13 protein-coding genes and 1 tRNA gene are annotated in these 14274 nt (G+C 63.4%); 8 read left to right on the top strand and 6 right to left on the bottom strand.

What is annotated here, in order from left to right; translation table 11 throughout:
* The first annotated feature begins 149 nt into the window (after positions 1-149).
* The 5 genes from C5N93_RS02875 (at position 150) to C5N93_RS02855 (ending at position 3747) form a co-directional block, all read left to right on the top strand.
* Positions 150-1319 carry an ABC transporter substrate-binding protein gene (locus C5N93_RS02875; protein ID WP_242558193.1) on the top strand — a complete coding sequence of 390 codons (1170 nt, stop codon included), beginning with the start codon at positions 150-152 and terminating at the stop codon, positions 1317-1319.
* Between the two features lie 183 nt (positions 1320-1502).
* A tRNA-Leu gene (locus tag C5N93_RS02870) sits at positions 1503-1587 on the top strand.
* Between the two features lie 278 nt (positions 1588-1865).
* On the top strand, positions 1866-2405 hold the full coding sequence (locus C5N93_RS02865) for a DUF3455 domain-containing protein (protein WP_242558192.1): 540 nt from the start codon (positions 1866-1868) through the stop codon (positions 2403-2405).
* Positions 2406-2497: 92 nt separating this feature from the next.
* On the top strand, positions 2498-3061 hold the full coding sequence (locus C5N93_RS02860; RefSeq protein ID WP_242558191.1) for a sigma-70 family RNA polymerase sigma factor: 564 nt from the start codon (positions 2498-2500) through the stop codon (positions 3059-3061).
* On the top strand, positions 3058-3747 hold the full coding sequence (locus tag C5N93_RS02855) for an anti-sigma factor (RefSeq protein WP_242558190.1): 690 nt from the start codon (positions 3058-3060) through the stop codon (positions 3745-3747). Before C5N93_RS02860 ends, C5N93_RS02855 begins: the two co-directional genes overlap by 4 nt.
* Here the strand turns inward: C5N93_RS02855 and C5N93_RS02850 are convergent.
* Positions 3688-5157, bottom strand: coding sequence for a glutaminase (locus C5N93_RS02850; protein WP_277990189.1), 1470 nt, complete (start codon positions 5155-5157; stop codon positions 3688-3690). The two genes, C5N93_RS02855 and C5N93_RS02850, sit on opposite strands and share 60 nt — an antisense overlap.
* A gap of 659 nt (positions 5158-5816) precedes the next feature.
* Here C5N93_RS02850 and C5N93_RS02845 point away from each other — a divergent pair.
* Complete coding sequence (locus tag C5N93_RS02845) at positions 5817-6137, top strand: hypothetical protein (protein ID WP_150722570.1); 321 nt, start codon at positions 5817-5819, stop codon at positions 6135-6137.
* Positions 6138-6246: 109 nt separating this feature from the next.
* On the opposite strand, the gene C5N93_RS02840 is transcribed toward C5N93_RS02845, so the two are convergent.
* From C5N93_RS02840 to C5N93_RS02830, 3 genes are all read right to left on the bottom strand, one after another.
* Positions 6247-6504, bottom strand: coding sequence for a hypothetical protein (locus C5N93_RS02840; protein ID WP_242558189.1), 258 nt, complete (start codon positions 6502-6504; stop codon positions 6247-6249).
* Between the two features lie 268 nt (positions 6505-6772).
* Positions 6773-7918: an ArsO family NAD(P)H-dependent flavin-containing monooxygenase gene (locus C5N93_RS02835; protein WP_242558188.1), complete on the bottom strand. Its 1146-nt coding sequence runs from the start codon at positions 7916-7918 to the stop codon at positions 6773-6775.
* Positions 7915-8862 (bottom strand): helix-turn-helix transcriptional regulator, encoded by a 948-nt coding sequence (locus C5N93_RS02830; RefSeq protein WP_347403290.1) that lies wholly within the window; start codon positions 8860-8862, stop codon positions 7915-7917. The genes C5N93_RS02835 and C5N93_RS02830 overlap by 4 nt, the downstream gene beginning before the upstream one ends.
* Before the next feature lie 117 nt (positions 8863-8979).
* Here C5N93_RS02830 and C5N93_RS02825 point away from each other — a divergent pair, with 117 nt between their 5' ends.
* Complete coding sequence (locus C5N93_RS02825) at positions 8980-10317, top strand: NAD(P)/FAD-dependent oxidoreductase (protein WP_242558187.1); 1338 nt, start codon at positions 8980-8982, stop codon at positions 10315-10317.
* Between the two features lie 57 nt (positions 10318-10374).
* The gene (locus C5N93_RS02820; protein WP_242558186.1) at positions 10375-11238 is read left to right on the top strand and encodes an NAD(P)H-binding protein; all 864 of its coding nucleotides are present in this window, start codon (positions 10375-10377) and stop codon (positions 11236-11238) included.
* Between the two features lie 27 nt (positions 11239-11265).
* On the opposite strand, the gene C5N93_RS02815 is transcribed toward C5N93_RS02820, so the two are convergent.
* The gene (locus tag C5N93_RS02815) at positions 11266-12093 is read right to left on the bottom strand and encodes an alpha/beta hydrolase (RefSeq protein WP_242558229.1); all 828 of its coding nucleotides are present in this window, start codon (positions 12091-12093) and stop codon (positions 11266-11268) included.
* Positions 12094-12170: 77 nt separating this feature from the next.
* Positions 12171-14258: a tetratricopeptide repeat protein gene (locus C5N93_RS02810; protein WP_242558185.1), complete on the bottom strand. Its 2088-nt coding sequence runs from the start codon at positions 14256-14258 to the stop codon at positions 12171-12173.
* Positions 14259-14274 lie beyond the last annotated feature (16 nt).

Raw genomic sequence — 14274 nt, 5'->3', positions numbered from 1 at the left:
GTGCTCAATTCTCGGGCACCGCTGGCGGCATCCGCTCGTCAATACGCCGAAACACAATCTCCCGGCGACATCTCCGAGACGTATTTTTTCCGGCTGGTCGAACGCTGACGGTGCGGTATGCTTATGCGATTCGACCAAAAGGAGACCTCATGCGCTCAACGCTTCGCGGCATTCGCCTGTCGGGCCTGCTGCTTGCTCTGACCCTGACCGGTGTGGCGACGGCCGCACGCGCCGACCTGACCGTCGGCATCGACCTGTCGTCGACGGGACCGGCGGCGGCCATCGGTATTGCCAGCAAGAACGCCATGCAACTCTGGCCCGATCAGATCGGCGGGCAGAAGGTGCATTACGTCTTTCTCGACGACGCCTCGGATCCGGGCACGGCGGTGAAGAACACGCGCAAGTTGATCAGCGAGAACAAGGTCGACGTCATCGTCGGGCCGAACATCACGCCGAGCGCACTGGCGATGCTCGATCCGATTTCCGAGGCGGAAACGCCGATGATTACGTTGATCGGCTCGGCAGTCGCGGTGGAGCCGCAGGACGCAAAGCGTCGCTGGGCGTTCAAGATGGCCGCGAACGATTCGGCGATGGCCGACGTGATGACGCGCTATATGGCGAACCACGGCATCAAGACGGTGGGCTTTATCGGGTTTGCCGATGCCTATGGCGATAGCTGGCTGAAGGAATTCACGAAATTTGCCGAATTGCGCAAGCTGAAGATCGTGGCGCAGGAACGGTTTAACCGCACGGATACGAGCGTCACCGGGCAAGCCCTGAAGCTGATGTCGGCCAAACCGGACGCCATTCTGGTGGCCGGTTCCGGCACCCCGGCGGCCCTGCCGCAGCGCACGCTTCAGGAGCGCGGCTATACCGGCAAGATTTATCAGACGCACGGTATCGCGACCTACGACTTCGTTCGTGTCGGCGGCAAGGATGTCGAGGGCACGTTGTTCCCGACGCAGCCGGGCGTGGTCGCCAAGACGTTGCCTGCGGGACATCCGGCGCGCACGGCAGCGTTGGCGTTCACGAAGAAGTACGAAGCCAAGTACGGCACCGATACCGTGACCCAGTTCGCGGCCGATGCCTATGGCGTGTGGGATCTGCTCAACGATGCCGTGCCGCGTGCAGCGAAGGTGGCGGCGCCGGGCACCCCGGCGTTCCGCGTAGCGTTGCGCGACGCGCTGGAGTCGACGCATAACCTGGCGATTCCCAACGGCATCATGAACCTGAGCCCGCAGGATCACGTGGGGCTGGATCAGCGGGCGGGCGTGATGGGACAGATCAAGAACGGCAAGTTTGTGTTCGTCTCTGACTGATCATCGGGCGTCTGCCATTACCGTCGCCGGGGGAGCCGAGAGGCACTTGGCGACGGAGAAGAAAAGCGCATGCGGCGGGCTTGTGGCCGGGGCAAATTTCGGTCATAATCTCGCCTTCGTCCGGTGAACCATCAGGTTTTTCGAACGACTCAAGCTGCGACACCGTTCGGTGCCCGCACACCTGCCCAGGTGGTGAAATTGGTAGACGCAGGGGACTCAAAATCCCCCGCCGCAAGGCGTGCCGGTTCGATTCCGGCCCTGGGCACCAGATACACTTGCAAGAAAATTCAGTAGCATTCGAGAACCCGCGACAGATAACGTCTTCGCGGGTTTTTTGTTTTCCTCGCCATCACGGCACGTGCGCTACAGGACGCGGTCACGGACGCAGGACGTCGTCCACGACGAAAATGACACCTCCGGAGAGACCCGGCGGCCAGCGCAAATATTTGCGACTGACTGCATCCAAAGCGGCATCTCGTGTGTAGAGAGAGTGATGCTCCCGAATCTGGAGCGTCGACCTTATCAAACGGACACAGGAGTTTTGCCATGAAGCGCATCGTCTTTGTCAGCTTGGCCGCCCCCCTCCTTCTTGGCGCTTGCGCCGCAAACATGTCAGTGCCCAGTGCATCGGCACCGGTCGCCGATGCCGTGAAAGTGCCTGACGGCCATCGCGTCGCCATGCAAACCGTAGGCAAAGGGGAAATCCTGTATGAGTGCCGGGAAAAGAAAGAGGCGATGGGCCAGTTCGAATGGGCCTTCGTCGGGCCCGACGCCGTTCTGGTCGACCGATCCGGAAACGCGGTCGGCAAGTATTACGGCCCGCCCGCCACGTGGGAATCCCGCGACGGCTCGAAGGTGACGGCGACACAGGTGGCCGTATCGCCCGCAGGCACTGGAAATATCCCGCTGCAATTGGTCAAGGCGAATCCCGCGACGGGGACCGGCGCGATGCAGGGCATCACCTACATTCAGCGGCTCGCGACCCAAGGTGGCACTGCGCCGACCTCGCAATGCAGTATGGCCACCAAAGGCGCGAAACAAACCGTCAAATATCAGGCTGACTACATTTTCTGGAAGGCCTCTTGACAGGATTGCGCGACAACGTCATTTTTCGGGAAACGTAGTCGACCTTCGGCGGCATGTGCCAACGTGTCGCCGATCGCTTCCGAGAGGTGCCTGTGCGCGAAAAGACGGACGAGTTTGACTACGAAGCCTCGATTGCCGCATGCGCTCGGCAAGACCCAAAAGCATTGCAGCAACTCTATGAGCGGGACGCCGCTTATCTGCTAGGCGTCGCTCAACGCATCGTGCGCGATCGGCAACTGGCTGAAGACGTGGTGCACGATGCGTTCGTGAAAGTATGGACGCAAGCGGCGACGTTCGATGTCAGGCGCGGTGCCGGCCGCGGGTGGATATTCAGCATTGTCCGTCATCAGGCGCTCAACACGGTACGGCGTCGGAATCAGGAGGTCGATGTGGACGAAGACATGCTCGACACCCATGTGAACGCCGCCTCAACGCACGCTCCGAACGCGTTCTCTATCGCTGCCGATCCGCTAATGCATGGCCGTCTGGCCCAGTGCCTTGAACGGCTGGACGCCCCCCGTCGGGCCAGCATCCTCTACGCGTATCTTGACGGCTGCTCGCATAGCGAAATCGCCGAGCGCCTCCGATCCCCACTGGGCAGCGTAAAGGCCTGGGTACGCCGTGGCCTGCAATCCCTTCGTGAGTGTATGGAATGACGCCGGAAGAACTCAGCGCGCTTGACGAACTTGCAGGCGAATATGTCCTCGGCACTCTGACCTGGGAGCGCAGACGCGCTGTGGAATCGCGGCTACTGCATGAGCCTGTCCTTGCCGCAAGGGTTGCCCTGTGGGAGTCTCGCCTGCAACCGTTGGCCGACACCGTCGCCCCGCTTACGCCATCCGTGCAGCTTTGGCAGCGCATTAGCCGAAGCGTTTCGGTCACGCGGCATTCGATATGGCGCCGCTGTTGGGACGATATCCGGCTCTGGCGGCTAGCCTCCGGTGCCGTGACCTGCACGGCGCTGGTCCTTGCCGTCATTTTAGGTGGGAAGGACCGCACACCAACGCCCCGATTCGTCGTTGTGCTGGCATCGCCGCAGGATAAAAGCCCGGGCTGGCTGGTGCAGGTCGGGGCGGATCGGAAACTGCGCCTGATCCCGCTGAAGTCCGAACCGACACAGGCGGATAAGACGTTACAGCTATGGACGAAGGCGGACGGATGGTCCGGTCCGGTTTCGCTGGGATTGCTACGCGCCGGGGAGCCGGTCGAGGTTTCCATCGAAAATCTGCCACCGCTCCAGCCGAATCAGTTGTTTGAAATTACGCTGGAGCCGCCACAAGGCTCACCCATCGGTCGACCCACCGGGCCCATTCTTTCGATCGGGCGTGCGGTAGCGACCTGATAAAGCTCGCTTCCAAGGCGCTTCTTGCTGATGCGCCTCATCGACCACGACCACCTTGCCAAGCGCGTGCCGATCTTTCGACATGTGGTAGTAGCGTTTCATGGTGCCGTGGATATCGGCGGCCGAGACTAGCAGTGTCCCGCCAAACGTCTGATCCTTCGATTTCCGGCCGTCAGGCGCCTTCGCGTAAAACTGCTGCGGCGCGCCATCGATCAGCGGCATCGCGTCCATTAGCGAGCGCCTTGTTTCATCCGTCATGTCCATCTGCAACCTTCGGTCGACGTCGCGCGGCGACAGACCTAATGCACCGATCGGCATGCGCGTGGCGATGGATCGCACTCGGGTCAAAGGCAATGATCCAGCCTTCGCCGTACCGGGCGACGATGGAAACGTCAGGCTCAGGCGATTGAGCGCATTGATCCACTTTTGCCCCTCGCCGGAATTCCCCGCCGCGTTCAGATCCGAGTGATGTGTCGCGATCACGAGATTCGCATGCCGATACAGGCTGCCGAAAATTCCACCGTCCACGCCCGTCTTTCCACCGAACGCATTCTTTGCGTACTGCGTCCCCGACTCCTCGTAACTGCCACCCATGTCGTTTGAATGTCGGACGTAGTCCGCAATCGCTGCGGGCAACACCTGCTTGCGTGCGCCGTCTACACCGTCGACCCAGACGCCCTCGTTGCGAAACACACCCGCGACGCGAACCATGTCTTCGGTATTCACCATCACGGCACAAGCGCGGCAGTAGCTGAGCAATGCATCTTCGGATAGCGCATGCCGGCACGCGACGACAAACGACGGCGCCAGCGTCCCGTCGCGCGTCGTGTGTGCTTTGATTGTGCCGCCGCCATGCTTGCGCAACGCATAGCGCAGCAAACTGTCGTCGTCGACGAATCCGACGTCGGTCAACTTTGCGAGCAATAACCGGTTGCGACTCCTCTCGGCCCCGGGCGGGCAGTACCTGAACTCGCCAAGCGCCATCTCCTCGTTGACCGTCAGACAGGTATTTCCCGTCAGCTCGCGCATCAGCTCCAGATACAGATCGAAAGGCTCCTTTCCCGACGGCGTATGGATGTGTATCAACATCCATGTGGCGAGGGCGCCAATGTTCACGCTCGAATTGAACGGGCGGCCATCCGGCATGAGCGCAGGATCGTTGTAGGGCAGCTCGGACGGTTCCGATGCAATGTGCTGCCGGTAGTGTTCCGGCTGATCGCCCATCAAGCGAATCGCCAACGCCATTGCCATCGGCTTCGACATGCTCTGCTGCGAAAACCGGTGATGAGGATCTCCAACGCTAACAATCTGCCCCGTCTGCGTGTTCATCAACGAGATCGCACGCTTATCGGCACGCGGCGCCGTACCGGGAATGCCCTGAACCGGCGCCCCCTCGCCAACGGGCGACATGCGAGCGCGAATCACTTCGTCCAGTAGCGTCGTGTCCACGACGTAAATGGGCCCCCTACCGACACCGCAACCGGCGACGTCCCGCAAACCGCCGCTCACATTGCGTGAGCCGAGGAAATCGCGGGCTATCTCGGTGCGTTGGGGTCGACGCGAACAATCGGAGGCAACAACGTCATGCGGGGGAATTGCGGGGCTTGGACGTAAGACTTTCAAGAATCATCCCTGAACCAATTTTTGTACGACCAGACTATTCGTCTGGTGCCGCCGTCCGATTCCATAGCTCGCTCATCGCCGAGAGATACAACGTGCGCAACCGCGATCAATCGCCACACCGGCGGCCGCTGTCTGCGTCAATACGCCGGCGCGCCGTCTGCCAAAGGATTACGTAATTTCTTAAACGGGAACTGAGTCGCGTCTCGCGTCAGCCAAGATTGTCGCTTTTCCGACGAACGCCCGACATTCCTCTGAGACGCGCCTACCACGTGGATTTGCGCATCCGGCACAGCAACGCCCGCATTTGTGAAAAACGCCGAAACCTGTCGGGTCCGGCGCTCCTGCACTTCCTATTCGGATGAAGCTGAAACTCAGGTCACTTCGCGCCTGACATCATGACCCCGCCCCCAATCCAATTAACTCCCCGGGAAGTGACGGAGACTTTCATGACCACCTCGAAAGACAGCAAGCACGTGAAACACAATGGGACAGGCAAGAAAAGGCCCGATGAGGCGCCCATGCCGAAATTGCCGAAATCGTTAGCAAGAGAGGGCTATGTCGTCTGGTTTCATGACCACGGAAAGTACCTTGGGCTGGCATGGAACGACACGGCAGCGGAGATCGAAAAGGCTCACGTCACGGATGACGATCACGCGATCTACTTCGAGACGTTTGCGCAGGCGGCGGTCGCATGCGACAAGTTCGTCAGTCCTTGCCGGGTGCTCCATTCGCCCGGTCACGGAAAACGGCCAAAGCTTATGGGTTAGCCGGGAACGATGGCTCGTCGGGGACGACGAGCCCGACAAGCCATTACGTCTTTTCGCACCTGCCGATGCACGGCTGCATGTCACGCAATACGCTGGCAGCCGCCAGCGATCACCCGGCCTTCGAAACGAAATGCGTCGCGGCCACCAGCGCCGTGCCGAGCGTGACCATCGTACCGATCAGCCGCCACGTCAGCGCATGCAACTCACGATGCACCGTGGCGAACTCCTTGTGCATCTCACTTCTCAGCCCGCCAACCTCCTGGTGCATTTCGGCACGCAGCGTGCCGATCTCCTTAGCCAGATCCTCTTTGGTCGCGAGGGTGGGCAGAATCGCTTCGACCGACGCAATGCGAGCCTGCAACCTCATTTCGTCGTGTCTGGATTTGGTATCTGTGTGGCTAACTTTCAAACGTGTAAATCGCGAATCAATTTTCCGGAGTGTTCCCATCTTCATCACCACCTTCTGTCGCATCGTCCCACCTGATATCCCAAGTGACGAGGCGTGAAAAAACGAAGTGCAGTGCGAGAGATTCGGTAGGAAATCAGCGGCTCTTTCCGTGGATTTACGATACCGAAAGGTTCGCTCTCGTCACTGCATGGAAACCACTCTATCCCGTCGTCCGGGACTTTCGGCGCTACGTAGTCTCCGACATCGGCTCGCCGAGATAGGCGACGATCTCCTGCGCCGTCGCGCGCGCACTACGCATCACGCCAATCAATGTCGCCGACGCGTATCCCGTCCACTCGCCATAGCCGACGAGCCAAAGTCTGGGCTCATCGACACTTCGTGTTCCGGCAACGCGAATACGTCCGTCTTCCTGCGTTAGCGGTAGCGACTGCAAATGCCCCAGCGCCGGTCGAAATCCTGTGCACCAGATGACGACATCGACCGCGGAAAACGCGCCATCCTTCCAGATCACGCCATTCTCCACGAAGCGAACGAACGGCCGAACCGCCTGCAACACGCCGCGCTCGCGAGCCGCAAGTACCGACGGCACCATGACGATATGCCCGAGCCCATTGTCGGGATAGGGGTCCGGCGATCCGCGCTGTGCCGCCTGCCACCGGGCGGTGGCACGCTCGAACAGCACGCGCCCGTCGACGTCATCCGGCAAGAACGATGGCGGACCCAGCGTGACCCAGGTCGCATCACTCACTCGCGACACCTCGGCATAGATCTGCGCGCCGGAATTGCCTCCACCGACGACCAGCACGCGCGCACCGCGCAGCGCTTCGGCACCGTCATAGTCGGCGGAATGCATCTGACGTCCCTGAAACGAGGCTTGCCCCGGATACGAAGGCACGTAGGGCGACCGCCACGATCCGGTCGCACTGATCACCGTGCGTGCCAGCCAGTCGCCGCGATCGGTGCTCACGCGTAATCCCGCTTCCTCGGCAACGACACGCCCCACACTCACCGGACGCATCACCGGCACCTCATAGCGCGCCTCGTATTCGCGCAAGTAGGCGACCACCTCATCGCGCGATGGGTAATGCTGCTCGCCGCCACGCATCGGCCACCCGGGCAACGAACTCCACTGCGCGGGAGAGAACAATTGCAATGACGGCCATGCACGCTGCCACGCGCCACCCGCTGCCGACTGATCGTCGAGCACCACATAGTTCACGTGCCAGCGGCGCAGAAAATACGCCGTCGCCAACGCCGACTGTCCACCACCGATGACGAGCGTATCGACGTGGCGTGTCGATTCCCTCGATCCCGCGGATTCATCGGGTTCTCTCACCTCTCGCCCCTCGGCGGAAACGTCTTGTCGGCTCATTCGGCACCCTCTTCATCCGGTGGCATACGCGGCCCGACCTGCCGGAAATACCGCCCCGGAGATTCGCCGAAGGCGCGGCGGAACATCGCGATGAAATTGCTCGGCGTGGAATACCCCAGCGAGTCGGCAATCGTGCCGACCGGCTCCCCGTTGGCCAGTCGCTCAAGCGCACTCACCAGACGCGCCTGCTGCCGCCACTGCGTGAACCCCATCCCTGTTTCGGCGACGAAAAGCCGCCGTGCCGTACGCGACGACACCCCGGCATGCTGCGCCAGCATGTCGAGCGACGCCTGCCCGCCCAGATCGTCGAGCACGGCACGCGCCACGCGCACCACCCGCGCATCGGTCGGCATCGGCAACCCCAGCGGCTCCGCCGGTGCACGCGCGATCTCGTCAATCAGCACCTGTGCGAGACGCGCCTCCTCGTCCGTCAACGCATCGCGAGATGCCCACGCCACCGCCCGCTTGACCAGCGCCGCCAGCAACTCGGACACGCCCACCACGCGTGGCGTCGATGGCAACACCGTCGCGGCGCTCGGCGCCACCAGCACGATCCACCCGCTCACCACACCGGCAAACGACACGCGGTGCGTCACGTTCGGCGGAATCCATCCCGCACGGTAAGGCGGCAGCACCCACGCCCCGTAAGGCGTATGCACGTGCACCAGCCCCGAGTGAATGCAGAACAACTGCCCGCGCACATGCGAATGCCAGTCGAGCTCACGCGTGCCGATCTTGAAAAGGCTTCGCTCATGGTCGCTCCCGCCGAACGCCCACACGGGCGGACCGTCCGGCCGGTCGTTCGGCTTGTACCGGGCGAATGGCGAGTTCTCCAGCGACATCATCGGCACGTCGGACTTCCTGCGCGACTGCGCGGTGAGCGGGAACGAATCGAGGGTGTCATCCGGATCGGGACGAAGGGGATCGGCAGGGGTGGCACACATACGTTTGTCCGATTTGCATTGTTTTATGACCAAACGATGTTATCAGGTCAGCGCCGAGCGCGCAGACAATGAGCGAAGTACCACACTCAGCCGCCTTCGGGGGGCACCTTCACGATCATGTCTGCCTTGCATGTCACCATCATCGGCGCGGGTCTGGGCGGCCTGTGTCTCGCTCAGGGCCTGCGTCGCGCAGGCATCCCGTTCGATGTCTATGAGCGCGATGCCGCCCCCGAAGCCCGCTTCCAGGGATACCGTCTGCGCATCGACGCCGACGGCCTCGACGCCCTCACCCAATGCCTGCCCGACGGCCACGTCGAGCGCGTGCGCGAGCGCGCAGCGGCGGCCCGCACCGGCGGCCGCTTCGTCACGCCGCAGCTCGACGACGCCGATGTCGTCCTGCCGCCCAGTTGGCACGACGCCCATACGGACGAGGGCGTCACCGCACATCGCCGCCGAACGGCCGCGGTCACGGCACGCCCCGCGCCGCACGTGCCCGAGATTCCGGGCGACGTCAGCGTGCATCGCCAGACGCTTCGGGAAATCCTGCTCGACGGCATTCTCGACCGCGTGCACTTCGGGAAGACCTTCTCCCGCACGACCACGGCCGAGGACGGTCGCCGCATCGCGCATTTCGAAGACGGCACCCATAGCGCACCGGGGCTGGTCGTGGCGGCGGACGGCACCCATTCCCTTGTTCGCGAATACGTGTTGCCCGGCATGACCCCGCGCGACACGGGCAACGTCTGCATTTACGGACTGACACCGGTATCTACCGCCTTGCTCGTTCTGATGGACGCGCACGGCGAAGCCACGACGATGGAAGGCAGTACGGTCGTGTTTGCCGACGGCTTCGCGGTCGTCATCGAGGCGATGCTGTTCCGTCGTCCGCCGGTCAACCCATTGCCGACGCCAGACGTCGCGTGTCCGGCCCGCATGCCGCTCTCGCCGGTTGCCGACTATCTGTACTGGGCCTTCATCGGCCCCTCCCAGACATTGCTGGGCACGCCTCGCACCGGCATCGGGCTGGCGGACAATGCGCCGCTCAATCGCATCGAAACGCTCACCGCCGGTTGGCATCCGCATCTGGAATCGCTGTTCTCGCACGCGGTACCGGAGACCATCCGGACGATGCCCGTGCGCAGCACGACCAGTCCGCTGCCGTGGCAGGTCGAGAACGTCACGGGGTTGGGCGATGCCGTGCACACCATGAGTCCCGCTGGCGGACTGGGCGCCAACACCGCCTTGCGCGACGCCGCCCGCCTCGCAGAACACCTGCACGCCGTGGCGCAGGGCCGCATGCCGCTATCGCAAGCACTTGCCGACTATGAACGCGACATGTGCGAGCGCGCGAGAGAGGCCGTCCGGCTGGCCGATGCCGGCGCCGCCTTGCTCAACGCCCGCCGCCGTTCGCCGCAGCAACCCCGGGCGGTCGCCGTGGATGCCATGCAGTTATGAGACGTTGCCGCTCCCGTGTTACTTTTACGGCAACGTGACTGCGCGCGAGGAGTGACCATGTACACCGTAATGGGTATCACGGGACGCGTCGGCGGCGTCATCGGCCACGATTTGCTGAAGGCAGGCGTGCCGCTGCGTGCTGTCGTTCAGGACCCCGTCAAATCGAGCCGATGGGCGACGCTCGGCGGTGAGATCGCCGTTGCCGAGAATGGCGACGTCGATGCCCTCACCAATGCCTTTCGCGGCAGCGAAGCCGTGTTCGTCATGCTGCCGCCGAACGCCGACCCCGAGCCGGACTTCTCGCACGCCCGCCATCTGATCGACGCCGTGCGTCAGGCGCTTGCGGCCACGCGTCCGAAGCGCGTCGTCTGCCTGTCGAGCATCGGCGCCGATGTCGAAGTCCCCACGTTGCTCACCGCACTGCATATGTTCGAGACGGCGATGGTCTCGCTGTCATTGCCGGTCACGTTCCTGCGTCCGGCATGGCTGATGGAAAACTTCGCGTGGGACATTTCGCCCGCCCGTGAGCGCGGCGAGTTTCCGAGCTATCTCGCGCCCGTGGACCGCGCGATCCCGATGGTATCGACCAACGACGTGGGCCATTTCGCCGCACGGGCCATGCAGGAAGATTTCAGTGACGAACGGATCTGGGAGATCGAAGGTCCCGAGCGTTATTCACCGGACGATATTGCCGCCGCACTCGCCCGCACGCTGGTTCGCGACGTGAGTGCCGAGGCCGTGCCGCGCGCGGGATGGGATCCGCTATTCCGTGCGCAAGGCATGCGTAACCCGCTGCCGCGCATCCAGATGCTGGACGCCTTCAATGACGGCACGTTCCGGTTCCGGGATGACGGCAAGCACGCCTTGCGGGGCGACGTCACGCTTCTCGATGCGATGGCCGCGCTGGTTCGGGAAACCTGACTCGCCACCAACGGCTGCCGCGGCGGCTCATCGGGCATCGCCCGGCGCGCTGCCACAAACGGGCGTCTGCGCGAGCAGGTCGCGCCACCGCGCGGCCCAGTCACCGTCGTGAGACAGGCCGGTCACCACGGACGTCCTGACGCACGCACCGCCCACAGCCGCAGCAAAGCGCTTCGCGACATCCGGCGGCACGATCGTGTCCTCGGCGCTGCTGAAATGGATCTGGGGAATGCGCGCAACCCGACGGGCAACGGCGATGGGATTGCGCGAATCGGGCATCGCCGAGACATGATGCAATTCGTTCACGTACTCGACGTCGAGATTGCCCGCCACCGTTCGTAGCGAAGCGACATCGTGTCGACGGGCCGCGAGCAACACCGCAATCGCGCCGCCCCCGGAGAACCCGACCAGTTCCAGCGGCTGCCCCGGCACAAGCTTCGCCAACTGGCTGATTTCGGCGTCCATCGCATCGAGCACTTCGGGCGCAAAGCGTTTGCCAGTCCAATATGAGATGCCACAACGCGGGTTGTCTGCCATCGGCGTGAACTGACAGGGGCGCGCGAGGTAGACGACGTTGGCAGACGGATCCACTGCGGCCAGCGCGAGCCCGGTTGCTGCGACCGGCGTTGGGTCCATCGACGGTTCCGTGCGCGACACCCACGCCAGCCCATCGCCCTCGATGTAGATCCGCAACGGCCTGTCGGGGCGGGTGACGCGAGAGAATGCCGTCATCCGGAAGTCCCCGGCAGCCAGCACCTCGCGCTTCAGACCCGCGGGCTGCGCGATCGCTTCGGCATGGGCGTTGCGATCGAGGCTCGCGCAGCCTGAGATGAGCGCCACTGCGCTCAAGGCCATCGCCCACCCGGCCCGCCTGGCCCGTTCCGCCCATCGCCGCGTGCCCATGCGCGCATCGCTCACCATCGTCATTTCCGTCATGTCTCGTTGCTTCCCGCCGGCGTCCATCGAGCGACGAACTGCGTCAAATCGTGCGCCATGCGCTCGATCACCGGTGCCCATTGGGAGACCCCCGGTTGACGGAATAGTCTCATGCCGGGATACCACGGCGAATCGTCCCGCCCGAGCAACCAGCGCCAGTCCGGCACGTAAGGCAGCATCACCCACACCGGCCGCCCCATGGCGCCGGCCAGATGGACGGGTGAGGAATCGACCGAAATCAGCAGATCCGCGAGATGGAGAATGGCAGCAGTGTCCTCAAAGTCGCGAATCTCGTCGCTCAACGACACCATCGTCATGCCTGCGGGCGGCGTATGCGCCTGCGAAGCCGCGGGGCCCTTCTGAATCGACACAAACGTGGCGCCGCTCGCACCCAGCGGCGCCAACTGATCGAGCGCTACGGAGCGGTTGCTGTCGTTCACGTGCTCCGGACGCCCGGCCCACACCACGGCCACCCATGGCTTCGGCACCTCAGCCAACCGTGCACGCCAATGCGCCACGCGCGCCGGGTCGGCGCGCAGATAGGCGGTATTGCCCGGCAAATCGGCGAGCTTCAGGCCCATGGCCATCGGCAAGCTCATCAACTCGCAATGCTGATCGAACGTCACGGGCAACGTGCCGCGAGCGACGATATCGGCGTCACCCCACATGCGTCGCGCGATCGACAGCGTCTCGGGATTGACCTCGAAAATCACCCGCGCCTGACTCCGCTCCCTCGCCCACAACGCCATGCGCATGAACTGGAACGTGTCGCCATAACCCTGCTCGTCGTGGATGAGCAACGTTTTCCCGGGAATCGGCTGACCGCTCCAACGCGGACGCTGCACCTTACGTTCAATGGACTGCGTGTGCTCAAGGCTGTACCGGTAGCGGTACTCCTGCCAGCCGCGTTCGAAATCCCCCAGCAAGAGCAGCGCCTCTGCAAGATCGAATCGGTTGGACAGATCGCCCGGCACCTGCCGCGCAAGCATCGCCAGCACGTCTCGGCCCTCCTCAGCCTTGCCCTGCGCACGCAAGGCGACCGCCAGCAAGCGCCACATCGACATCGGCGCCGCACCGGCGGATACGACCTCGCGCAGTAGCGCTTCCGTGCCCGCGAAGTCCTGCGATGCGATACGTTGGGCGGCCGTCTCGTGAATGGCAGCGAGATCCTGCATCGCAGGCGTTCGTGCTTCACCGTGAACCGCGTCCGATGATTGTGCAGATACCGACTGCGCGGCAATGTCCGCCTCCACAGCCGCCAGCGTCGCCCGCAGGTTGGCGTTGTCCGGTACAAGCTCGACCGCAGCGCGAGCGCTGGCCAGCGCTTCGTCGAGACGGCCCACCAGACGCAAAATGCTTGCGCGCGCGACGAGCGTCGAAGGATGTTGTGCGGCGAATGCCGACATCACCTCGACAACCTGTAGCGCCGACGCCACATTGCCCCGTGACAACTCGATGTCGGCAAGATTGCGATACGCGTCGACAAAGCTCGGCGCGATATCGATGGCACGACGGGCCAACGTCTCGGCGTCGTCGAATCGTTGCTGCACGCTGAGCAGTGACGCGAGATTGCTGAGGGTGTCGGCCCGCTGTGGATCGAGGGCAAGCGCGCGGCGGTAATGCGCTTCGGCCACATCGAAGCGACGCAGCAAACGCGCGGTATTGCCCAGATTGTTCTGGGCATCGGCTGAGCCGGGTTCCAGTTCGCCCACACGGGTCAGACAGGTCAGACTCGATTCGAGCTGCCCGGCCTCCTGCAAGGCGATGCCGAGATTGTTCCACCCGGCCGCGAACGCCGGATCGATCTCGACCGCGCGCCGCCCGGCGGTCACAGCCTCGTCCAGACGGCCTGCCTGCCGGTACATCTCGGCCAGATCCGACCAGCAGGCGGCGTACCCGTTTGCCGCACGGCAGGTCGTCTCAAGATGCCCGATCGCCATGTCGCGCTTGCCGAACGCATGCGCCATGAGCCCCAGAAGATAATGCGCATCGGGATGTTCGGGAGCGACTTCCAGCACGCGTCGGCACAGGCTTTCGGCCTGCTGCGCCTGTCCCGCCTGCCAATGCGAATTCGCCAGCGTCATCGCCTGCGCGAAAGTC

Source organism: Pandoraea sp. LA3, from assembly GCF_022696215.1.
Lineage (GTDB): Bacteria > Pseudomonadota > Gammaproteobacteria > Burkholderiales > Burkholderiaceae > Pandoraea > Pandoraea capi.
The sequence above is the reverse complement of the archived record's forward strand: the minus strand, read 5'-3'. Positions and strand labels throughout refer to the sequence as shown.

Bases quoted from the DNA above. Each gene is read 5' to 3' on its own strand.
- C5N93_RS02810 (WP_242558185.1), bottom strand. From the start codon at position 14,258: ATGACGCTGGCGAATTCGCATTGGCAGGCGGGACAGGCGCAGCAGGCC.
- C5N93_RS02865 (WP_242558192.1), top strand. From the start codon at position 1,866: ATGAAGCGCATCGTCTTTGTCAGCTTGGCCGCCCCCCTCCTTCTTGGC.
- C5N93_RS02820 (WP_242558186.1), top strand. From the start codon at position 10,375: ATGTACACCGTAATGGGTATCACGGGACGCGTCGGCGGCGTCATCGGC.
- C5N93_RS02825 (WP_242558187.1), top strand. From the start codon at position 8,980: ATGTCTGCCTTGCATGTCACCATCATCGGCGCGGGTCTGGGCGGCCTG.
- C5N93_RS02835 (WP_242558188.1), bottom strand. From the start codon at position 7,918: ATGAGCCGACAAGACGTTTCCGCCGAGGGGCGAGAGGTGAGAGAACCC.
- C5N93_RS02875 (WP_242558193.1), top strand. From the start codon at position 150: ATGCGCTCAACGCTTCGCGGCATTCGCCTGTCGGGCCTGCTGCTTGCT.
- C5N93_RS02850 (WP_277990189.1), bottom strand. From the start codon at position 5,157: ATGTCGCCCGTTGGCGAGGGGGCGCCGGTTCAGGGCATTCCCGGTACG.
- C5N93_RS02855 (WP_242558190.1), top strand. From the start codon at position 3,058: ATGACGCCGGAAGAACTCAGCGCGCTTGACGAACTTGCAGGCGAATAT.
- C5N93_RS02845 (WP_150722570.1), top strand. From the start codon at position 5,817: ATGACCACCTCGAAAGACAGCAAGCACGTGAAACACAATGGGACAGGC.
- C5N93_RS02815 (WP_242558229.1), bottom strand. From the start codon at position 12,093: ATGGCCTTGAGCGCAGTGGCGCTCATCTCAGGCTGCGCGAGCCTCGAT.
- C5N93_RS02830 (WP_347403290.1), bottom strand. From the start codon at position 8,862: ATGTGTGCCACCCCTGCCGATCCCCTTCGTCCCGATCCGGATGACACC.
- C5N93_RS02840 (WP_242558189.1), bottom strand. From the start codon at position 6,504: ATGAGGTTGCAGGCTCGCATTGCGTCGGTCGAAGCGATTCTGCCCACC.